The sequence below is a fragment of the Flavisphingomonas formosensis genome (assembly GCF_009755815.1).
In the GTDB taxonomy this organism is placed as follows: domain Bacteria; phylum Pseudomonadota; class Alphaproteobacteria; order Sphingomonadales; family Sphingomonadaceae; genus Flavisphingomonas; species Flavisphingomonas formosensis.
Genome location: NZ_WRPK01000004.1, coordinates 291,344 through 311,217, shown reverse-complemented (window position 1 = coordinate 311,217; position 19,874 = coordinate 291,344). Strand labels below are relative to the sequence as shown.

28 protein-coding genes and 1 tRNA gene are annotated in these 19,874 nt (G+C 65.3%); 12 read left to right on the top strand and 17 right to left on the bottom strand.

All coding sequences use genetic code 11. The annotated features are described in order from the left end of the window. Positions 1-7: 7 nt before the first annotated feature. Positions 8-319 (bottom strand): FtsB family cell division protein, encoded by a 312-nt coding sequence (locus GQY20_RS13535; RefSeq protein WP_157217854.1) that lies wholly within the window; start codon positions 317-319, stop codon positions 8-10. Between the two features lie 177 nt (positions 320-496). Next, positions 497-1,774 (bottom strand): phosphopyruvate hydratase, encoded by a 1,278-nt coding sequence (eno, locus tag GQY20_RS13530; protein WP_157217628.1) that lies wholly within the window; start codon positions 1,772-1,774, stop codon positions 497-499. 154 nt (positions 1,775-1,928) lie between these two features. Between eno and GQY20_RS13525 the strand changes: the two genes are divergently transcribed. The 5 genes from GQY20_RS13525 (at position 1,929) to GQY20_RS13505 (ending at position 4,354) form a co-directional block, all read left to right on the top strand. Then, positions 1,929-2,477, top strand: a complete 549-nt coding sequence (locus GQY20_RS13525; protein ID WP_198350951.1) for a hypothetical protein — start codon at positions 1,929-1,931, stop codon at positions 2,475-2,477. 4 nt (positions 2,478-2,481) lie between these two features. Then, positions 2,482-2,844 (top strand): phage holin family protein, encoded by a 363-nt coding sequence (locus GQY20_RS13520; RefSeq protein WP_157217625.1) that lies wholly within the window; start codon positions 2,482-2,484, stop codon positions 2,842-2,844. Then, positions 2,844-3,182: a DUF3618 domain-containing protein gene (locus GQY20_RS13515; RefSeq protein ID WP_157217623.1), complete on the top strand. Its 339-nt coding sequence runs from the start codon at positions 2,844-2,846 to the stop codon at positions 3,180-3,182. The genes GQY20_RS13520 and GQY20_RS13515 overlap by 1 nt, the downstream gene beginning before the upstream one ends. Next, the gene (locus GQY20_RS13510) at positions 3,179-3,658 is read left to right on the top strand and encodes a hypothetical protein (RefSeq protein ID WP_157217621.1); all 480 of its coding nucleotides are present in this window, start codon (positions 3,179-3,181) and stop codon (positions 3,656-3,658) included. Before GQY20_RS13515 ends, GQY20_RS13510 begins: the two co-directional genes overlap by 4 nt. Before the next feature lie 99 nt (positions 3,659-3,757). Then, complete coding sequence (locus GQY20_RS13505) at positions 3,758-4,354, top strand: MlaC/ttg2D family ABC transporter substrate-binding protein (RefSeq protein WP_157217619.1); 597 nt, start codon at positions 3,758-3,760, stop codon at positions 4,352-4,354. Between the two features lie 78 nt (positions 4,355-4,432). On the opposite strand, the gene mltG is transcribed toward GQY20_RS13505, so the two are convergent. From mltG to fabD, 5 genes are all read right to left on the bottom strand, one after another. Beyond that, entirely contained in the window at positions 4,433-5,416 is a 984-nt protein-coding gene (gene mltG / locus GQY20_RS13500; RefSeq protein ID WP_157217618.1) for an endolytic transglycosylase MltG, read from the bottom strand. A 7-nt stretch (positions 5,417-5,423) separates the two neighbouring features. Further along, positions 5,424-6,683, bottom strand: a complete 1,260-nt coding sequence (gene fabF, locus GQY20_RS13495; protein WP_157217616.1) for a beta-ketoacyl-ACP synthase II — start codon at positions 6,681-6,683, stop codon at positions 5,424-5,426. A 125-nt stretch (positions 6,684-6,808) separates the two neighbouring features. Further along, positions 6,809-7,045, bottom strand: coding sequence for an acyl carrier protein (locus GQY20_RS13490; RefSeq protein ID WP_157217614.1), 237 nt, complete (start codon positions 7,043-7,045; stop codon positions 6,809-6,811). A gap of 81 nt (positions 7,046-7,126) precedes the next feature. Then, the gene (gene fabG, locus GQY20_RS13485) at positions 7,127-7,867 is read right to left on the bottom strand and encodes a 3-oxoacyl-[acyl-carrier-protein] reductase (RefSeq protein WP_157217613.1); all 741 of its coding nucleotides are present in this window, start codon (positions 7,865-7,867) and stop codon (positions 7,127-7,129) included. 75 nt (positions 7,868-7,942) lie between these two features. After that, positions 7,943-8,878 (bottom strand): ACP S-malonyltransferase, encoded by a 936-nt coding sequence (gene fabD / locus GQY20_RS13480; RefSeq protein WP_157217611.1) that lies wholly within the window; start codon positions 8,876-8,878, stop codon positions 7,943-7,945. A gap of 119 nt (positions 8,879-8,997) precedes the next feature. Here fabD and GQY20_RS13475 point away from each other — a divergent pair, with 119 nt between their 5' ends. Both GQY20_RS13475 and GQY20_RS13470 read left to right on the top strand, forming a co-directional pair. Beyond that, the gene (locus GQY20_RS13475) at positions 8,998-9,462 is read left to right on the top strand and encodes a GNAT family N-acetyltransferase (protein ID WP_157217610.1); all 465 of its coding nucleotides are present in this window, start codon (positions 8,998-9,000) and stop codon (positions 9,460-9,462) included. Positions 9,463-9,466: 4 nt separating this feature from the next. Then, the gene (locus tag GQY20_RS13470) at positions 9,467-10,177 is read left to right on the top strand and encodes an SDR family NAD(P)-dependent oxidoreductase (RefSeq protein WP_157217607.1); all 711 of its coding nucleotides are present in this window, start codon (positions 9,467-9,469) and stop codon (positions 10,175-10,177) included. Here GQY20_RS13470 and GQY20_RS13465 read toward each other — a convergent pair. Next, a complete protein-coding gene (locus GQY20_RS13465) occupies positions 10,165-11,229 on the bottom strand; it encodes an acyltransferase family protein (RefSeq protein ID WP_157217606.1) in 1,065 nt (354 codons plus the stop codon). The genes GQY20_RS13470 and GQY20_RS13465 overlap by 13 nt on opposite strands. Before the next feature lie 55 nt (positions 11,230-11,284). Further along, positions 11,285-13,027: an N-acyl-D-amino-acid deacylase family protein gene (locus tag GQY20_RS13460; protein WP_157217853.1), complete on the bottom strand. Its 1,743-nt coding sequence runs from the start codon at positions 13,025-13,027 to the stop codon at positions 11,285-11,287. A gap of 295 nt (positions 13,028-13,322) precedes the next feature. On the opposite strand from GQY20_RS13460, the gene rpsF reads away from it, so the two are divergent. Genes rpsF through rplI form a run of 3 tightly spaced genes read left to right on the top strand, consistent with a single transcriptional unit; the run spans position 13,323 to position 14,601 of the window. Next, positions 13,323-13,754 carry a 30S ribosomal protein S6 gene (gene rpsF / locus GQY20_RS13455; RefSeq protein ID WP_157217604.1) on the top strand — a complete coding sequence of 144 codons (432 nt, stop codon included), beginning with the start codon at positions 13,323-13,325 and terminating at the stop codon, positions 13,752-13,754. 12 nt (positions 13,755-13,766) lie between these two features. Then, positions 13,767-13,991: a 30S ribosomal protein S18 gene (gene rpsR, locus GQY20_RS13450; RefSeq protein WP_157217603.1), complete on the top strand. Its 225-nt coding sequence runs from the start codon at positions 13,767-13,769 to the stop codon at positions 13,989-13,991. Positions 13,992-14,004: 13 nt separating this feature from the next. Beyond that, complete coding sequence (gene rplI, locus GQY20_RS13445) at positions 14,005-14,601, top strand: 50S ribosomal protein L9 (RefSeq protein ID WP_157217602.1); 597 nt, start codon at positions 14,005-14,007, stop codon at positions 14,599-14,601. A 17-nt stretch (positions 14,602-14,618) separates the two neighbouring features. On the opposite strand, the gene GQY20_RS13440 is transcribed toward rplI, so the two are convergent. From GQY20_RS13440 to GQY20_RS13410, 7 genes are all read right to left on the bottom strand, one after another. Beyond that, positions 14,619-14,798 carry a hypothetical protein gene (locus tag GQY20_RS13440; protein ID WP_157217601.1) on the bottom strand — a complete coding sequence of 60 codons (180 nt, stop codon included), beginning with the start codon at positions 14,796-14,798 and terminating at the stop codon, positions 14,619-14,621. Between the two features lie 163 nt (positions 14,799-14,961). After that, positions 14,962-15,558, bottom strand: a complete 597-nt coding sequence (gene folE / locus GQY20_RS13435) for a GTP cyclohydrolase I FolE (protein ID WP_157217600.1) — start codon at positions 15,556-15,558, stop codon at positions 14,962-14,964. Positions 15,559-15,592: 34 nt separating this feature from the next. After that, a tRNA-Arg gene (locus GQY20_RS13430) sits at positions 15,593-15,669 on the bottom strand. A gap of 95 nt (positions 15,670-15,764) precedes the next feature. Further along, a complete protein-coding gene (locus GQY20_RS13425) occupies positions 15,765-16,235 on the bottom strand; it encodes a DUF1178 family protein (RefSeq protein ID WP_157217599.1) in 471 nt (156 codons plus the stop codon). After that, positions 16,232-17,062, bottom strand: coding sequence for a carbon-nitrogen hydrolase family protein (locus GQY20_RS13420; RefSeq protein WP_157217598.1), 831 nt, complete (start codon positions 17,060-17,062; stop codon positions 16,232-16,234). Before GQY20_RS13420 ends, GQY20_RS13425 begins: the two co-directional genes overlap by 4 nt. Positions 17,063-17,074: 12 nt before the next feature. Continuing rightward, a complete protein-coding gene (grxC, locus tag GQY20_RS13415) occupies positions 17,075-17,329 on the bottom strand; it encodes a glutaredoxin 3 (RefSeq protein ID WP_157217597.1) in 255 nt (84 codons plus the stop codon). Positions 17,330-17,381: 52 nt separating this feature from the next. Next, positions 17,382-18,134 carry a ComF family protein gene (locus GQY20_RS13410; RefSeq protein ID WP_157217596.1) on the bottom strand — a complete coding sequence of 251 codons (753 nt, stop codon included), beginning with the start codon at positions 18,132-18,134 and terminating at the stop codon, positions 17,382-17,384. Positions 18,135-18,178: 44 nt separating this feature from the next. Here GQY20_RS13410 and GQY20_RS13405 point away from each other — a divergent pair, with 44 nt between their 5' ends. Then, positions 18,179-19,033, top strand: coding sequence for a methyltransferase domain-containing protein (locus tag GQY20_RS13405; protein ID WP_198350950.1), 855 nt, complete (start codon positions 18,179-18,181; stop codon positions 19,031-19,033). A gap of 56 nt (positions 19,034-19,089) precedes the next feature. Here the strand turns inward: GQY20_RS13405 and GQY20_RS13400 are convergent, their stop codons facing one another. Further along, entirely contained in the window at positions 19,090-19,518 is a 429-nt protein-coding gene (locus GQY20_RS13400) for a (deoxy)nucleoside triphosphate pyrophosphohydrolase (protein ID WP_157217595.1), read from the bottom strand. 69 nt (positions 19,519-19,587) lie between these two features. On the opposite strand from GQY20_RS13400, the gene GQY20_RS13395 reads away from it, so the two are divergent. Continuing rightward, complete coding sequence (locus tag GQY20_RS13395; protein ID WP_157217594.1) at positions 19,588-19,761, top strand: Flp family type IVb pilin; 174 nt, start codon at positions 19,588-19,590, stop codon at positions 19,759-19,761. The last annotated feature ends 113 nt before the right edge of the window (positions 19,762-19,874 follow it).

The window sequence follows — 19,874 nt, the reverse complement described above, 5'->3', positions numbered from 1 at the left end:
AGGAAAATTAGCGGATCTGCAGGATCACTTCGTCAGGGCGCACCTGGCCAGTCTCGCGGCGCACCAGTTCGTCGGCATAATCCGGATCCACCTTGCGCGGATCGAGCAGCGCGACGCGATGTGCCAGCACCGCCTGCTCAGCCTTCAGCGTCTCGAGCTCCTGGCTCCGTTCGGTCAGACGATGGCGATAATCGCTCCACGCCAGCAACCCGTTGGCACCGAACAAGGCGTAACCGGCAAAGTTGACGATCACCAGCACGGCCAGCGCCGCCGGTGCGGCAGCGCGAATGAGGGAGAGAGCGGATCGAGAACGGGTCACTGCCACACAGAATCATCAATGATTCCACGACGCAAGCCCTTTGAGAGGAGAATTGCGACGAAAGGTGTGCAATCCACATATTTAGCTACATTTAAGCTGGCAGCGCCAGCTGTTCGTTAACGATAGGCAATGTTCCCGGCGCGCGGGTGAGGCCCGGCCCGAAGGCCGGGCGCAAGTTCAGCCACGGAAGATCGAGCGGCCGGCATAGCGGGCCACGGGGCCGAGCTCTTCCTCGATGCGGATCAGCTGGTTGTACTTGGCAAGCCGGTCCGAGCGCGCGAGGCTGCCCGTCTTGATCTGGCCGCAGTTGGTGGCAACGGCAAGGTCTGCGATGGTCGCATCCTCGGTCTCGCCCGAGCGATGCGACATCACGGCGGTGTAGCCGGCGCGCTGGGCGGTGCTCACCGCTTCCAACGTCTCGCTGAGAGTACCGATCTGGTTCACCTTGACGAGAAGCGAGTTGGCGAGCCCTTGGGCGATGCCGTCGCGCAGTCGAGCCGGGTTGGTAACGAACAGATCGTCGCCGACGAGCTGGACCTTGTCGCCGATCTTGTCGGTCAGCGCCTTCCAGCCGGCGAAATCGTCCTCGCTCATGCCGTCCTCGATCGATTTGATCGGATATTTGGCGCAGAGATCGGCGAGATAGGCGGCCATCTCGTCGGGCGAGAGCACCCGGCCCTCGCCTTCGAGATGATAGGCGCCGTCCTTGAAGAACTCGGTCGCGGCGCAGTCCAGCGCCAGCACGACGTCGTCGCCCGGCTTGTAGCCCGCCTTCTCGATCGACTGCATGATGAAGTCGAGCGCGTCCGGCGCGCTGGCGAGGTTCGGCGCGAAGCCGCCCTCGTCGCCTACCGCGGTCGCCAGGCCCTTGTCGTGCAACGCCTTCTTCAGCGTGTGGAAGATCTCGGACCCCGCACGCACCGCCTCGGACAGGCTCGACGCACCGACCGGCATGATCATGAATTCCTGGAAGTCGATCGGATTATCCGCATGGGCGCCGCCATTGACGATGTTCATCATCGGCACGGGCAGGACATGCGCCGATACGCCGCCGACATAGCGATAGAGCGGCAGGCCACGCGCGTCGGCCGCTGCCTTGGCGGTCGCGAGGCTGACGCCGAGAATCGCGTTGGCGCCGACCCGGCCCTTGTTGGCGGTGCCGTCGAGCTCGATCATGCGTGCGTCGATCAGCCCCTGATCCTCCGCATCCATGCCGATGATCGCGTCCGCAATCTCACCGTTCACGGCAGCTACGGCCTGGCCCACACCCTTGCCGAGCCACTTGGCCTTGTCTCCATCGCGCTTCTCGACGGCCTCGTGCGCACCGGTGGACGCACCCGACGGAACGGCAGCGCGGCCGAACGATCCATCGTCCAGTGTGACATCCACCTCAACGGTCGGATTGCCACGGCTGTCGATGATCTGGCGCGCGTGGATGTCGACGATCGCGGTCATTTCGGCTACGTTCCTTCCCTGCTGGACGATGGCGTGAGCGCGCTCTATCCGGGCAGCCGACGATAGGCAATCATCGCCTGTCCATGAAATGGAACAGTATCAAGGCCGCTCTGTTGTTGGTCTGGAACGAGCCCCGCAAGCCTGGAGAATCATGATGGCCCGTAGCAAGCAACCCCTGCCTGAAGGCACCGACGCGATCCTCGATACCGACGCCGGGATTACCCAGGACGGCGCCGAAACGCTCTCCCCGAGCGAAGGCAAGGCCGCATCGGCGAAGCTCGGCGGAGCGAAGAGCGCGATGAAGACACGCGCCCGCGCCGCACTGAAGAGCATCGGCGACGAGGTCGGCAAGGAAGCTGCGGATATCAAGAAACAGGCGAGCGGCAAGGCCCGTGAGCTCGCAAGTCAGGGCAAGGAGAAAGCGGTCTCCACCCTCGACGGCGCCACCAGCCTGATCGACGATGCTGCCGGTGCGATCGATTCCAAGCTCGGCGAGCAATATGGCGATTATGCACGCAAAGCTTCCGAGGCCGTTGCCAGCATCGCCGCTTCGCTCCGTACCAAGGAGGTGGAAGATCTGATCGAGGACGCGCGGAGCTTCGTGAAGAAGAGCCCTGCCGTCGCGATCGGGGCCGCTATTGCGGTCGGCTTCGTGGTGTCCCGGCTGGTAAAGGCCGGCGCTGACGAAGACGGCAAGGCCTGAGCCTTTGCGCCAGCCGGGGGACGAGCTTGACCGCTCGACGTTAGGAGGGCTGTTCTCACGCCTCATCGAGGATACCGAACAGCTCGTTCGCGCTGAGCTGCGCGTCTATCGCGAGATGCTGGTCGCACGCCTGTTGCGAGCGCAGCTCGCGGTGGCGGCACTGATCGTCGCGCTGCTGATCGTCGCGGCGTCCGTCACTTCGCTGTTCGTCGGCCTTTCCATCGCGCTGGGCGAACTGATCGGGCGGATCGCGGCGTGCTTCGTGGTCGGCTTCGGCGGGCTTGCGATTGCCGGTCTGCTGGTCTGGTTCGGCATTCGCCGGATCGGCTCCATCATCCAGGAAGCGCTTGGCAGGGGGAAATCCTGATGAGCGACAAACCGGTCGACATTGCTCGGGCCGACGCGCTCGCGGCGAGAGAGCGCTTGGTGGACACGCTGGGCGAGCTGCAACAGCGCTTTTCACCGGGCCATCTCGCCGCGGAAGCCTGGAAGGAAGCGCGCGGGCTTATCGATGACGTCACCGACGATGCCGCCCGCATCGCGATGAAGCGCCCCGGTCTCGCGATCGCGATCGCCGGGATAGCAATGGTGGCGGTAGCACGCGGACCGCTTTGGGACATGCTCAAGAGCGGAATCTTGAAGCGCCACGCAACCCGCCGGGAGATGGCGGGTTTATCGGATACTGAGGAGGATTCGACGCAATGAGCAATCCGGTGAAACAAGCCGCGGATCGGGCCAGCAGCTACGCCGGCGAAAAGCTTGGCAGCGCACGCGACAAGGTCGGCGCGACCGTCGAAAACGCCAAGGCATCCCTGTCGGATGCGGGCGAATCCGCGATGGAAGCGATCGGCGACAATCCCGGCGGCGCCGTCGTCGGCGCGCTGGCCCTAGGTGCGCTGATCGGCGCACTGCTGCCGCGCACGAGCGCGGAGACGCGTATGCTGGGCCCGATCGGAGGTCGGCTCAACGCAGCCGCCAAGGACGCCGCTTCCGCAGCCAGGGAAGCCGGTGTCGGCAAGCTCGCCGAACTCGGCCTCACCAAGGAGGCGGCGCGTCAGAATGCCGGCAAGCTGATCGGTAACGCGCTGTTGGCAGCGGTAACCGCAGGCGATGCGGCCGTAATCGCCGCCCGTCACAAGAAGGAAGCCGAGCCCGTCACGGAGGCCAGCCCGGCGGAGTAAAGAATTCAACGTCGGTTCATCCGTTCGGCTCTACTGCGCGGCGGGAGGCATCCGGATGATCCGGCGACCTAAAATAATGATATCCGGAGATTTTATATCATGCGCTTGCACCGTACGCTGATTGCCGCGCTGCTTCCGCTTGCCAGCCTCGCCGCCCCCGTGCTCGTCGCCCCGGCGGCCGCTGCGGTCGACAACAGCCAGCCTGGTCCATTCATCGACAGCCTTGCCAAGGATGGCTTCGCGGCACTTCGCTCGTCCAACCACACGGCGGCCAAGGCGCAATTCCGCCAGCTCCTGTCGCAGCATTTCGCCGTCGATCAGATCGGAGACCGGCTGATCCGCCGCTGGCGCCCGACGATCACGCCCGCGCAATATCAGGCGTACAAGGCGGCAATGCCGACCTTCATCATCAATACCTATGCCGACCGCCTGTTCGAATATGCCGACGCCAACCTCAAGGTGGTGCGCGCCCAGCAGAGCGGTGACGGCGCGGCAGTGTTGAGCCAGGTCACCAAGCCCGGCGCCCAGCCGATCACGGCGGTATGGACGGTGGCCAAGACGCCCGCCGGTTACAAGGTGACCAACCTGACCGTTGGCGGCATCAACCTGGCGCTCACCCAGACCGCCGATTTCGATGCCTTCATCCAGCGCAAGGGCTTCGACGCGCTGGTCGCCTTCATGAAATCCCGCGGCTGACGGCGTATCCGCCGCCGGGTCGTCGCGATTGCGCCACGTTGAACCCGTTTTCGGCCTGACGGACGAATAATCGGCGACTCACATTTCTCCGCGGGCGTGGCGAATCGCATACCAGCGCTTCACATTGGCGTCATGCTGGGCCAGCGTGTCGGCAAAGACATGGCCGCCCTTGCCGTCCGCCACGAAGTAGAGGGCGCGGCTGTTTGCGGGGTTCAGCACCGCCGCGATCGAAGCCCGGCCGGGATTCGCGATCGGGCCGATGGGAAGCCCGGCACGGACATAGGTGTTATATCCATTGTCCGCTTCCAGCTCGGACTTGAGGATCCGCCGGCCGAGCGGTTTGCCCTTGGTGACCGGATAGATGACCGTCGGATCCGCCTGGAGCGGCATGTGCTGGCGCAGGCGATTGGAGAAGACCGCGGCCACCATCGGCCGCTCGCCGGGCACCCCGGTCTCCTTCTCGACCACCGACGCCAGGATCACGGCCTGCTGCGGCGAGGTCACGACTGTCGTCGGCTTGCGTCCCGCCCATAATCGGGCGAGCTCCTTCGCCATTGCCGCCTGCATCCGCGCAAGTACGGCCGCCCGGCTCTCGCCACGCACATAGGCATAGCTGTCCGGCAGCACGGTTCCCTCCGCGGGCGTCTGCACGCCGCCGGTGAGCAGCGGCGTCGCCAGCAGCTTCTCGTGCACGAGGATCGATGGCATGCCTTCGGGAATGGTCACGAGCCGCTGCAGCGTCTTGCCGGATTGCAGCAGCAGAAGGACGTCCGCCGCGCTGGTGCCCGGCGCGATTTCATATTCGCCGGCATGGATCGGCTCTTTCGATCCGAAGAGCTTCGCATCGCGCAGGAAAGCGCGCGCGGACCGGATCGCGCCCGCCCGCTCCAGCGCGCGCGCCGCGCCGGCCAGGCTGGAGCCCTCCGCCACCTGCACCGTCAGCGGTTTCGCCGCCGGCCCGGCACCGTACCAGCCATGCAGCACGAGCCCTCCGGCGATCAGCAGGAGGAGGAGCGCTACCGCGACGAAGCGCAGGACGCCGGACTTCCCACGCTTCGCCATGGCCCGATCAGATCGCCTTCATCACCAGGCTGGCGTTGGTGCCGCCGAAACCGAAGCTGTTGTTGAGCACCGCCTTCACCTGCCGCTTTTTCGCGACATGCGGGACGAGATCGACGCCCACGCAATTGTCGCTCGGATTGTCGAGGTTGAGCGTCGGCGGCACGATCTGATCGCGCAGCGCCAGGATGCAGAAGATGCTCTCCACCGCGCCCGCACCGCCGAGCAGGTGCCCGATCGCCGACTTGGTCGAGGACATCGAGACCGTGTCCATCGCACTCCCGAACAGGCGGCGAACCGCGCCCAGCTCCAACTCGTCGCCCAGCGGGGTCGAGGTTCCATGCGCATTGATATAGTCGATATCGGCGGGCGAGAGGCCCGACTTGCGCAGCGCCATCTCCATCGAGCGATAAGCGCCCGATCCTTCCGGATGCGGCGCCGTTACGTGATAGGCATCGCCGGAGAGGCCATAGCCCACCACCTCGGCGTAGATCTTCGCGCCGCGCGCCTTGGCCCGCTCATATTCCTCGAGCACGACGACGCCCGCGCCCTCGCCCATCACGAAGCCGTCGCGATCCTTGTCATAGGGGCGGCTCGCCTTTTCCGGCGTGTCGTTGAAGCTGGTGGACAGCGCACGCGCCTGGGCGAAGCCGGCAATACCCAGCGGGCAGATCGCGCCTTCCGCGCCGCCCGCCAGCATCACGTCGGCATCGTCCATTGCGATCATCCGCGCGGCATCGCCGATCGAATGGGCGCCGGTCGAGCAGGCCGTGACCACCGCGTGATTCGGCCCCATCAAGCCATATTTGATCGAGACCTGGCCCGAGATCAGGTTGATCAGCCGGCCGTGCACGAAGTGCGGCGAAACGCGGCGCGGCCCTTTTTCGTGGAGCACGATCGATTCGCTCGCGATGCCCGGCAGGCCGCCAATGCCCGAGCCGATCGAACAGCCCGCGCGGTACCGCTCTTCCTCGCTCATGTCGGTCAGGCCGGCATCCTCGATCGCCTGGCCGGCCGCATCGATGCCGTAGATGATGAACGGATCGACCTGGCGCTGCACCTTGTGATCGACGCGTTTGCCGGGATCGAAGCCATAGGCGTGATCGGCCGGCTTCACCTCGCAGGCGATCCGGCAGGCATAGTCGGTCGCATCGAATCGCGTGATCGTGCCCGCGCCCGATTTCGAGGCGATGATGTTTGCCCACGCGGTTTCGACGTCCGCGCCCAGCGGGGTTACGAGCCCCAGTCCGGTTACGACCACACGGCGCATGGCTTCTCTCCGTAATGATGATCTAAAAAGGAAAACGGCCCCCCGGCCTTGTCGGGGAGCCGTTTGCGCTATTCGGCTCGATCAAGGCCGGGCCGCCTCTGTGGCGGCCGGTTGATCTGTCCCGCTCAGCCCTTGTGGCTGTCGATATAGGTGATCGCATCCTTGACGGTGCTGATCTTCTCGGCGGCGTCATCCGGGATCTCCACCCCGAATTCCTCCTCGAACGCCATCACCAGCTCGACGATGTCGAGGCTGTCGGCACCCAGATCGTCGATGAAGCTCGCGTCCTCGGTCACCTTGTCCGCTTCGACGCCGAGATGCTCGACGACGATCTTCTTCACGCGCTCGGCGGTCTCGCTCATGTGGTCACCTTCCTCCGGTATATGTGTTTGCGCCCTAGCGGTGAGGGCATTTGCTTGCAAGAGGGGCGCGACAGCCCCCGTTCAGATCATCGCCATTCCGCCGTTCACGTGCAGCGTCTGGCCGGTGACGTAACCGGCCTCGCGGCTGGCGAGATAGGCGACGGCTGCGCCGATATCCTCCCCGCTGCCGAGATCGCCCGCAGGGATCTTGGCCAAAATGGCAGCCTTCTGCTGCTCGTTCAGCGCGTCGGTCATCGCCGAGCGGATGAAGCCCGGCGCGACGCAGTTTACCGTGATGTTGCGGCTGGCCAGTTCCTGCGCAAGCGCCTTCGACATGCCGATCAGGCCTGCCTTGGACGCGGCATAATTGGCCTGCCCCGGGTTTCCGGTGACGCCGACCACCGACGTGATCGAGATGACGCGGCCGAAGCGCGCCTTCATCATCGGCTTGGCGGAAGCGCGGATCAACCGGAACGCGGCTTCCAGATTCACCTGGATCACCTGATTCCACTCGTCGTCCTTCATTCGCATCGCGAGATTGTCGCGGGTGATGCCCGCATTGTTGACGAGAATGTCGAGCTTACCGCCCAGCGCCTCCACGGCACGCGGGACGAGGCCGTCCACCGCCGCCGGATCGGACAGGTCGCAGATCAGCGCGGCATGATCGCCGCCGAGCTCTTCCCGGAATGCGTCCAGCTTCGTCTGATTGGAGCCCGAGATCGCCAGGCGCGCGCCCTGGGCGGCGAGCGCCTTCGCGATCGCCGAGCCAATTCCCCCGGATGCGCCGGTCACGAGCGCGGTCATGCCAGTCAGATCGAACATTATTGTCCTCGCCTTTTTCCCGAACGTCATGCCCGCACCGGCAGGAATGACGGCATGTAATGACAGTCTGGAGAATTACAGCGCCGCGGCCAATGCTTCGATGTCCGCCATCGAGACGATGCTGGTCGGCGTGGCGTCCGGCGCGATGCGCTTGACCATCGGCCCGACGACCTTGCCGCCGAATTCGACGAAATGGGAAACGCCAGCCTCGGCCATGGCGAGGATGCTCTCGCGCCAGCGCACCGTGCCGGTCACCTGCTGGACCAGCAGCGCGCGAATCATGTCGGGATCGGCGACGGCGGCGGCCGTGACGTTGGCATAGACCGGGACGAGCGGCGCCCGCAGATTGGCCTTGGCCAGCGCCTCGGCCATCGCATCGGCGGCCGGCTGCATCAGCGCACAGTGGAACGGGGCGGACACGGGCAGCAGCATGGCGCGCTTGGCGCCCTTGCCCTTGGCGATCTCGACCGCGCGCTCGATGGCGGCCTTGTGACCGGATACGACCACCTGCCCCGGCGCATTGTCGTTCGCCGCAGCGCAGACCTCGCCTTGCGCGGCTTCCTCGGCCACCTCGCGCGCGGCGTCGAAATCGAGGCCGAGCAGTGCCGCCATGGCCCCCTCGCCCACCGGCACCGCCGCCTGCATCGCCTGGCCGCGCAGCTTCAGCAGGCGTGCCGTCGTCGAAAGATCGATCGCCTCGGCCGCGCAGAGCGCGGAATATTCGCCGAGGCTGTGGCCAGCGACGAATTCGGCCTTGTCGGCCAGCCGCACGCCGCCTTCCTTCTCCAGCACGCGGAGAGTGGCAATGGCATTGGCCATGATCGCCGGCTGGGCATTCTCGGTCAGCGTCAGATCGCTTTCCGACCCTTCGCTCATCAGGCGAAAGAGATGCTGGTTCAGGGCGTCGTCGACTTCCTGGAAAACTTCTCGGGCCGTCGCGCTCGCGTCGGACAGCGCCTTGCCCATGCCGACAGACTGGCTGCCCTGCCCCGGAAAGATGAAAGCGCGCATCGTCATGTCCCCGTCACAAATGTGCCGGCGCGTTAGGCAGCAAGGGCGGCGCGGTCAACCGGGCGAAGAATCCGGCGATCTCTTCCCGTGGGCCCCAAACCGGGCGTAGAAGCGCCCTCATGCACATCCTGCCCGGCGATTTCGGCGATCCGCGTATCATCGCGCTGCTCTCCACCCACCTCGCCAGAGCCCGCGCACAGACCGCCGCGGGCAGCGCGCATGCGCTCGATCTGAGCGGACTCCAGGCGCCCGATATCCGTTTCTGGGCGCTCTGGCAGGAGGAGGAACTGCTCGGCCTAGGCGCGCTCAGGCGGCTTCCGGACCGCCATGGTGAGGTAAAATCGATGCACATAGCCGAGCCATTTCGCGGCCGCGGCGCAGGCAGCGCGATGCTCGCCCACATCATCGCCGCCGCCCGTTCGGACGGCCTCGCCCGGCTCAGCCTGGAGACCGGCTCCTGGGATTATTTCCTGCCCGCCCGGCGCCTATATGCTCGCCACGGCTTCGTCGAATGCGCTCCGTTTGGGGATTATGCGCCCGATCCCAACAGCGTTTTCATGACACTCGATCTCCGGAAGGCCTGATGCCATGACCCTTCACATTCTCGCCACCGGCACCAGCCGGGGCATCGGCGAGGCGATCGCCGCGCGGTTGCGGACCGAAGACGTCCGAATCGTCGGCCATGCCAGCCGCCCGGGCGATTCCGGCACGATCGCCGCCGATCTTTCCGATCCCTCCGCACCGGGCACCCTGTGGAACGCAGCGCTGGACCGGCTCGACGGACGCATCGACGTGCTGGTGAACAATGCCGGCATCTTCGAGGCGGCGCCGATCGAGCAGCCGGAGGAGAGCTGGTCGCACGCCTGGGCGCGCACGATGCAGATCAATCTCACCGCCTCCGCCCAACTGAGCCGTCTCGCGGTGCTCCATTTCCGGAGCCTGGGCGGCGGCCGCATCGTCAACGTCGCCAGCCGCGCCGCCTATCGCGGGGACAGCCCTCTGCACTGGCATTATGCCGCCTCGAAGGCCGGCATGATCGGCATGACGAAGACGATCGCACGCGGCTATGCCGCCGAGGGCATCTATGCCTTCGCCGTCTGCCCCGGCTTCACCCTGACCGGTATGGCCGAGGACTATCTGGCGAGCCGCGGCGGCGACGGGCTGCTTGCGGACATTCCGCTCGGCCGCGTCGCCATGCCCGAGGAAGTCGCCGAAACGGTCAAGTTCCTCGCGCTGGACGCGCCGCCGTCGATGACCGGTGCGGTGATCGACATCAACGGGGCGAGCTATGTGCGCTGACCGGTGAGCTTGTTTCCCGCGCGCAGCGGCTGGACCACGAGGCGGCGGAACAGTTGCGTCATGGGCGCCTCGACCCATCTGTGGACGAGCAGCCCCGCGACGATCGGGACCGAGAGCCCGATAACCATCCACAGGAGGAACTGACACCAGCCATAAGCCGGCAGGAGGCCGTGCGCGGCATGGAGTGCGGCGAGCACCGGCCAGTGCGACAGATAGAGCGAGTAGCTCGCATCGCCGAGCTGCTTCGGGAGTTGCGGCACATGGGCGGCGAACCGGTCCTCCAGCGCCACCGCCCCGGCCACGACCGCGATCGCCGAGAGGCCTCGCAACAGCGCGAGATGATCGATCCGGGCCGCCAGCGGCATGGCGCAGACCAGCAGGCCGACCGCCCCGATCGGCAACAGTAAGCCGAAGCGCCGCAGTCCAACCGACAGATGCAGCTGGCCAAGGAGCATGCCGCCCAGGAAGCGGCTCAGCAGCGGACTGGTCCAGACCGCCGCCATCGGACCCTTGTCGTGCAGCAGCACGCCGACGCCGATCAGGATGACCAGAATCGCGCCGGCCACCAGAAGCGGCCGGCGACACGCCAGCCCCACCGCGAAGACGGCATAGAAGGCCATCTCGAAATTGAGCGTCCAGCCCGGCACGAGGATTGGCGTCGGAACCGCGAAATCCTGGCGATAATAGGGAATGAACAGCAATGACCGCACCACCGTGCCCGTGCTGAGCGGAGCATCCGCCCACGGCCGCAGCAGCATCAGGACGGCGATATATGCGAAGGTCGCCAGCCAATAGAGCGGAACGATACGCACCACCCGGCGGACGACGAAGCCGCCCACGCTCTCCTCGCGTGCGGCGATGATCATGATGAAACCGCTGACTACGAAGAACAGGTCGACGCCACCCGTCCCGAAGCGAAACGGCTCGAGCGGATCGAACAGCCAGTTCGTGGGAATGCGGACATGGTGGAAAAGCACGAGCAGCGCAGCGACGCCGCGCAGGCACTGGATCGAGACCAGCTGGCTACGCCGCTCCGTCCCGTGCGGCCTCACCGCGCCGAGGCCCCCTCCGAAAGCCGTCGGGTGCCGGACACCCGACGATCTGCGTTTATTCGGCGGCCTCTGAATAGAGCGCTTTCTCCATCTCCGGCGCCAGGAACTCGCCGGGCTTCGCACCGGTATAAGCACCATTCTCGAAGGTCGGCACGCCGTTGACAAGGGTCAGCCGCATCGGCGCCGCCTCGCGGGTGAAGCGCCAGGTGATGCCGCCCTTGCCGTCCGGCACGTCGTAACGCTTCTCACGCTTGCGAACCTCGATCTCGTCGAGATTCCACACCGCGATATCCGCCCGCTTGCCGACCTTTATCTCCCCGCGATCGGCCAGGCCGAAGAAGTGCGAGAGCTTGCCGGTCTGCATGTGCACGGCATGTTCCAGCGAGATACGCTTGTCGTCGCGTGCATATTTGGTGAGCAGCATGACATTCTCGCCACCACCGCACAGCATCTGGAGATGCGCGCCGGCGTCCGAGATGTTGCCGACCGTCTTCTCCTCCAGCATCAGGCGGACGGTGAGGTCCTCGTCCTTGGCCATCGGCACCATGTCGACCGTGGACATGGTGCCGTTCTTCAGGAACCAGTCGGCCAGCGCATCGGAAGGATGGATGCCGAGGCTGTCGGCATGGTCCTTCACGCTGATGTCGACCGGCCCGTCGCCCTTGTCCGGATTGGTGAGGATCAGGATTGCGGGATTGCCGAATGGCGAATGCTTCCAGGCCTTGTTGTCCCAGCTGTCGCGCGCGCGGGCTCGCCATTCGGGATCGCGCAGGATCTGCTCCTTCGCTTCCTCGCCCTCGGCGCAGACCACCTCGTGCCAGACATAGTCGTTGGACTGGGCGAAGAGCAGCGACTTGTAGAGGCTGGCGGTCACCGTCGGCGGCACATGCGCATAACCCGGCCACACGTCATAGCCCTCGGCTCGCATCCGGTTCACCGTGCCGTCCATCCGGTCGACGAAGGGCCGCTGATATTCGAGGGTCGGGATCGCGCCGGCGATCTGCATGCGCAGCTTGCGCCCCTTGGTGAGCCGCGCCAGTCGCTCCAGCATCTCCGGCCCGGTCTGCCGCATCGAGGTGTCGACGATCACCTGATAGGTGGCCGGCGCATGCTTCTCCAGCACGGCGAGCAGCGCCTCGAACTCGGCATCGTCGGCGATCAGAGTCGGCACGGGACGATTATCGCCGTCATGATCGTGCAGATTGTCCGAAAGGCCGAGCGCGCCGGCGGAAAGCGCATCGTCCAGCATCCTCGCCATCGCCTCGATCTCGGCCGGCGTCGCGACGCGCGTCCAGGCATCGAGACCCATCGCCGCGAGGCGGATGGCGAGATGGCCGACGAACATGCCGTAATTGGTCGGCAGCTTGATGTTGGCCTCCACCGACCGGCGATATTCCGGCCAGCTCCGCCAGTCCCACGGCACATTCTGGAGGAACGGCCCGAGCGGGATGTCTTCGAAGAAGGCGAAGATCTTGATCATCTCCATGCGCGCGGCTTCCTCGTCGGAGAGCGGCGCGGCGCTGAAGCCGCAATTGCCGGTGACGATGGTCGTCGCTCCATAGCCCGGCAGCGGATCCAGATCCGGCTGCCACCACATGGTCGCGTCATAATGGGTGTGGCTTTCGATGAAGCCGGGCGATACGTAACAGCCTGCCGCATCGAACAGCGCGTCGCCATCGGGCGAAAGCGCCGCTCCTATCTCCACGATCGCACCATCGCGCACGCGCACGTCGGCGGCGAACGCGGGCGCCCCCGTACCGTCAATCACGGTCCCGCCCTTGATCAGCATGTTGGCCATCATCCTCTCCTCTGCGATCGCCGTCCGTCTCTCCGGGGCAGAGCATAGCCAGGATGCGCCCCGCTGCCACGGCGTGGCGTTGCCGGTCGGCGGGCGGCTGCCGCATTCTGGCCCTATCGATATGCGATGTCGGCATTGCGCGGGCGAGAACGGCGGATCGGCCCCGCCCCTTGCCTTTTCAACCGCTTTCCTCCATGAGCCCCGCTTTCCGGCGTGAGCGCCGGTAAAGACGAAGGCCGGAGGGGCGTAGCATGGGGCTACGTCAGCGATCGGCAGGAAAGAAGGACAAGCGAGCATGGCTCTTTACGAGCATGTGTTTCTCGCGCGTCAGGATCTGGCACAGGCTCAGGTCGACGCGCTGGCAGAAACCGCCACCAAGATCGTCGAGGAAGGACAGGGCAAGGTCGTGAAGACCGAGACCTGGGGCCTGCGCAGCCTCGCCTATCGCATCAAGAAGAACCGCAAGGCGCACTATGTGCTGCTGGAGATCGACGCGCCCGCCGCCGTCGTCGCCGAGCTGGAGCGCCAGACCGCGATCAACGAAGACGTGATCCGCTACATGACGATCCGCGTCGACGAGCATGAAGCAGGCCCGTCCGCGATGATGCGTCGTGGCGATCGTGACCGCGAGCGTGGTGGCCGTGGCGGCCGCGACGGCGAGCGGGGTGATCGTGGTGGCCGTGGCGAGCGCCGTGAGCGCGACGATCGCAACTTCGAAGCGGCGTAAGGAGTAACATTCATGGCCCGCCCATTTTTCCGCCGCCGCAAGAGCTGCCCCTTCGCCGCCAAGGATGCGCCGAAGATCGACTATAAGGACGTCCGTCTGCTGCAAGGCTTCGTGTCCGAGCGCGGCAAGATCGTCCCCAGCCGCATCACCGCGGTTTCCGCCAAGAAGCAGCGCGAGCTCGCCCAGGCGATCAAGCGCGCCCGTCATATCGGGCTGCTTCCCTACATCGTGAAATAAGGAGGGCACGCACATGGACGTGATCCTGCTCGAACGAGTCGAAAAGCTCGGCAGCATCGGCGACGTGGTCTCCGTGAAGGCCGGTTTCGCCCGCAACTACCTCCTGCCGCGCAAGAAGGCCCTGCGCGCCAACGAGGCGAACAAGAAGATCTTCGAAGCCAACCGCGCGCAGATCGAGGCCGAGAACGCTGCCCGCCGCGAGTCGGCCCAGACCGAGGCGAAGACGCTCGACGGCATCTCCATCACGCTGATCCGCCAGGCGTCGAACACCGGCCAGCTCTACGGCTCGGTGTCCGCGCGCGATCTCGCCGAGGCGCTGAACGCGGATGGCCACAAGGTCGCCAAATCGGCGATCGTGCTCGGCCGTCCGATCAAGGCGATCGGCGTCCATGAGGTGAAGGTGGCCCTCCACGCCGAGGTTTCGGTGACGGTGAAGGTCAACGTCGCCCGCTCGCCGGAAGAAGCCGAGCTACAGGCGCAGGGCGTCGACGTGATGGCCTCGATGTTCGAGCGTGACGAATCCGGCTTCACCGAAGACTATGATCCCAATGCGGAGCCCGGTGAGATCGCCGTGGCCGAGCCGGCTGGCGAGGAGGAGGCCGCGTCCTGACGCAGCCTTTCCCGACATCATGGGAAAAGAAGGGCCGCCGGATTTTCCGTGCGGCCCTTTTTTATGGCGTCGGCGCCGAGGTTGCGACCGCCGCGCGCCTGACTCGGCCACCTCGCAGCAAAATTTCCAAACGCCGGCTCGCGCTCGATGACGCTGTGAGCGTCGATCACCGCCGGACTGCTGAAGCTGATTCGCATGGTGACGGCGCTCGTCGGCGCTGCACTCGCCGGGAGGAGCCGCTGTTGGATATCACGTCCAGGCCTGCCCGGCATCCACCCCGGCTAGATCAGGTGCGCGTGAACGGCGTGCGATAGGGCGACGCCGTTCTCGTCGGAAGCAACGCGACGGTAGCCCGCCGGCTCAATAGCCCATCAGGCTAAGCACTTCCTTGCGGCTGCGTTCATCGTCGCGGAACACGCCCATCATCCGGCTGGTCGTCATGCCGACGCCCGGCGTGCGCACGCCTCGCGCCGTCATGCAGCTGTGACTGGCCTCGATGACCACGGCGACGCCCTGCGGGTGGAGATTTTCCCAGATGCAATCCGCCACCTCCGCGGTCAGCCGCTCCTGCACCTGCAAGCGGCGGGCAAAGCCCTGCAACACGCGGGCCAGCTTGGAGATGCCCACGACGCGGTTCTTGGGCAGATAGGCGATGGCCGCCTTGCCGATGATCGGCGCCATATGGTGTTCACAATGGGACTGGAACGGAATATCGCGCAGCAGGACGATCTCGTCATAACCGCCCACTTCCTCGAAGGTGCGGCTAAGATGGTGCGACGGATCTGCTTCATACCCCCCGCAATATTCCTTCCAGGCGCGTGCGACGCGCTTTGGCGTGTCCATCAGTCCTTCGCGGCTTGGATCGTCGCCGGCCCAGCGGATCAGCGTCTTGATGGCTTCTTCGACGTCAGCTGGTACGGGGATCTTGCCGTCTTCTTCTTCGTAGATATCGGCCATGCATTCACTCTCCAGCCATTTTGCCCTTATAAGATGGTGCCCCCGGGGTGACTCGAACACCCGACCTGCGGTTTAGGAAACCGTTGCTCTGTCCAACTGAGCTACGGGGGCAACCTGGACCGGGTAAGGTTCCGTCCCTACCCGGTCAACGCGAATTGATTGCAAAAGGCGCATGTCGTGACCCAATCACACCATGTGGTGCGCCATCAATTGTCCATTCCCGGAGGCCTGACCGGAAAAGGCAAAGGCGACACGTCGATGCCGTCCTCGATCAGCGATTTCACCTCCGTCGGCGAAGCCTGGCCATAGATTGGCCGTTGTTCGCTGTCGCCGAGGTGGATGTCGCGCGCTTCCCGGGCGAAGCGGTCACCGACATAATCCATCTTCTCCAGCATCCTGCTTTGCGCTTCGGCGGCGGCCTGAAGCATGGCCTTGAGCGCCTCGGGCGCGATCGGCGGCTGGGGCGGGGATGCGACCATGGCCTGCCGCGGCGTTTCGGACAGCTGGTTTCCCTTCGGCCCGACGCGTGGCGCCATCACCGCCTTCTCGACCTCCGCCGATCCGCAGAATGGGCATTGCACCAGGCCACGCGCCTTCTGTTTCTCATAATCGTCGGTTGATCCGAACCAGATCTCGAACACATGTTCGGCCGGGCAGCGCAGATCGAAGACGATCATGGCACGACGTCCGGATCGGGGATCGGGCGGCGATGCAGCAGCGCCGGCACGCGTTCGCGAACCTGCGCGATCCGCTCGATCTCGATATCCGCGATTCCGACGCCGGGCTCCGATCCCAGTTCGAGCAGCACGTCCCCCCACGGATCGATCACCATCGATCGTCCATAGGTTTCGCGCCCATCCTCGTGGCGCCCGCATTGCGCGGCGGCGATGACGAACACGCCGGCTTCGATCGCGCGCGCGCGGAGCAGCACGTGCCAATGCGCTATGCCGGTCGGCACGGTGAAGGCGGCAGGAATGGCTATGATCTGCGCGCCCGCATTGGTCAGCGCCGCGTAGAGCGCCGGAAAGCGCAGGTCGTAGCAGATCGAAAGGCCGAGCTTACCCCATGGCGTATCCGCGACGACGGCTCGGCGCCCGGCGACATAGGCCGCGGACTCGCGCCAGCTCTCTCCCGTGGCAAGATCGACGTCGAACAGGTGCATCTTGTCATAACGCGCGCGCAGCGCACCGGTGTCGTCGATCAGGAAACCACGATTGACCATGCGGTCGGGATCTTCCTCGCTGCGCAGAGCAAGCGACCCCAGTTGCACCCAGATGCCGGCCTTGGCGGCGCTCTCACGCACCTCGGCCAGCACCATGTCGTCTTCCTCGCGGACGATCCGCATCCCGGCGCGCTTGCGATCCCGGTCGAGCAGGCCGCTCATCTCGGGAGTGAACAGCATGTCCGCCCCCTCTCCCGCCGCAGCGGTGATCGCCTCCCGGAGATTGAGCGCGTTGGCCACCGGGTCGATGCCGGTGCGGCTTTGAAACAGAGCTGCGCGCATGGTCTCAGGCCATCAGGCGAGCATGGGGTCGAGCTTGCCTGCAGCCTCCAGAGCAGCAAGGTCGTCCGATCCCCCGACATGGACGCCATCGATGAATATCTGCGGCACCGTGGTCCGCCCATTGGAGCGCCCGAGCATCTCTGCCCGCTTCGGCCCGCCCATGGTGATATCGAATTCCTCTATCTCCACCCCCTTTGCGCGCAGCAGCTTCATCGCCCGAGCGCAATAAGGGCACAGCATCTTGGTATAGATCTCTACTTTGGCCATTTTTCACGTTCCGTCTGGTCGGTTACCGAAGTGTTGTCCCCACCACCATTTGTCAATGTCGCTCGGCCTCGTCGCGCACCACGCGAGCCCAACAAACCAGCCGGACGCGCGCCGCTCCCGCCTTCTTCAGCGCACGTGCACAGGCATTGCCCGTCGCACCGGTGGTGTAGACGTCGTCGACCAACAGGATGGCACGACCTTTCACCATCGCGCGATGTCGCCCGGTCACGCGAAATGCGCCGCGCAACGCCTTGGCGCGCGCCGCTGGGCCCATGGCGCGCAGCACCGGAGTAGCCTTTACACGACGGACGAGGTCCAGTTCGACCGGTATGCCCGTTCTCCGTCCCAGAGCGGTGGCGATCAGCGCAGCCTGATTATAGCCCCGCCGCCAGATGCGCCAGCGATGCAAGGGGATCGGCACGATCAGGGCATCCTGCTCCTCATCCGCCAGCCGGGCGATCGCACGCGCGATCGTTTCGGCGAGCGCCGGCCGTCCTCCATATTTGAGCCGCAGCGCGACCTTGCGTGCGATCTCGCCATAGGCGACCGCGCCGCGCGCTCGATCGAAGGCCGGTCTATCGGCCAGACAGGCTCCGCACAGCGCATCCGGCCCCCGATCGAGCGCAAAGGGATCGCCGCAGGCCGCGCAAGCCGGATCGCCGAGGAAATCGAGTTGCTGCCAGCAGTCGGCACAGAAGCTGTGATCTTCGCCCGTCACTGCGCCGCAGCCCGGACAGCGCGGCGGGAGAGCGAACGCGATCACCTGTCCGATGCCGCTTTTCAGATATGCTGCCCACGCTCCCATTGCCCGCCTTGTCTCGTGCGCTCCGGCGGCGCACAAGCCCGCTGATGAGCGAGACCGAAATTTTCGATCGTGCCGCGCGCCGCCTGCGCCGCGATCGCGCCGCGCCGGATTTTGCCGAACAGGACTTTCTGCGGGCGCAAATGATCGAGGGCCTGCTGGACAGGTTGTCCAGCGTGACGCGGAGTTTTTCCCTGGCGCTCGATCTCGGCTGCTTCGACGGCGCGCTCGGCGTGGAATTGCGCGCGCGGGGCGTGAAGGTCGTCTCTGCCGACGCCGGCTTCGCTTTCGCGAAAATGGCCGGCGGCGTGCAGTGCGACGAGGATCGTCTGCCCTTCGCCGATGGCAGTTTCGATCTCATTCTCTCGGCCGGCGTGCTTGACAGCGTCAACGATCTGCCGGGAGCGCTGACCTTGATCCGGCGGGCGCTGAAGCCCGACGGGCTGTTCCTCGGCGCTTTCGTTGGCGCTGGCAGCCTACCGCAGTTGCGCGCAGCGATGCTGGCGGGCGACATGGTCCACGGCTCGGCCGCGCCACGCATCCACCCACAGATTGAGGTGCGTGCCGCCGGCGATCTGCTGGCGCGTGCCGGCTTCGCGCTGCCCGTTGCCGACTCGGAGCGCCTCGACATACGCTATCCCGGTCTGCTGCGGCTCGCTGCCGATTTGCGCGCCGCGGGTGCAACCAACATCCTGTGCGGCCGATCGCATGTGGGGCTGACCCGGCCGCAGATCGGCGCGGCGCTGCAGGCATTTGCCGAAGCGGCGGAGCCTGACGGCAAGACCCGCGAACGGATCGAGATTCTCTATCTCACCGGCTGGAGCCCCGCACCCAGCCAGCCCCAACCGGCCAGGCGCGGCAGCGCGGTCCGCTCCCTCGCGGAAGCGCTACGCAAATCCTAAAGCGTGGCCAAAAAGCGGAAACCGGGTTTCCCGCAAAAGGCTGCGGTCACAAAAACTTAGAGCAAGGCGTCCAGCAGGCCGATCAACGGCTTGTCTGCCGGCGGCATCGGCAATGCATGCAATTCCAGCGGCAGCACCCATTTGAGCCCGCTAGACTCCATAGGGCGTGGAACACCGCGCCATTTGCGGCAAATGTACAGCAACAGGATCAGGTGGCGCTCGCCGAGCGGTTCGCTCGCAAAGGCCGCGGGTGCGAGGCAGGCAGTCTCGGTGTCAATGCCGAGTTCCTCGTGCAGTTCGCGGACGAGGCACGCCTCCGGCGTTTCCTCCGGCTCTACCTTGCCACCCGGAAATTCCCACAGTCCGGCCATGGATTTGCCGTCGGGCCGCCGCTGCACGAGGACGCGGCCATCCACATCGATCAGCGCCGCAGCGGTGACCAGAAGCGGCGGACGGTGAGACGAAGGGACGGAACCGACAATCATAAAGTTTCCTTAACCACCCCTTGCCTAACATCACGCGCCGGATCGGGTGCCGGCTCCAGGGGATGCGGCATGAAACGTCCGATCGGCAAGCTTTTCAATGACATCAAGGGCGGCACCGCCATCGAATATGGATTCATCGTCGCACTCGTGGTGATCGTGATGATGGTCGCCCTCTTTAATCTCGCCAGCGTTACCATCGGCATGTGGAACAATGTTTCCGACAAGGTGTCGCAAGCCAACTGATCCGGATTCGATTTCGGATTTCGTTAACCCTCTTTCCTCAAAATCGCCGTTAATCCCCTAATCTTTTGTTTACCGGACATAGCTTAGTCAACTCGTGCTGACCCGCTCAGGGG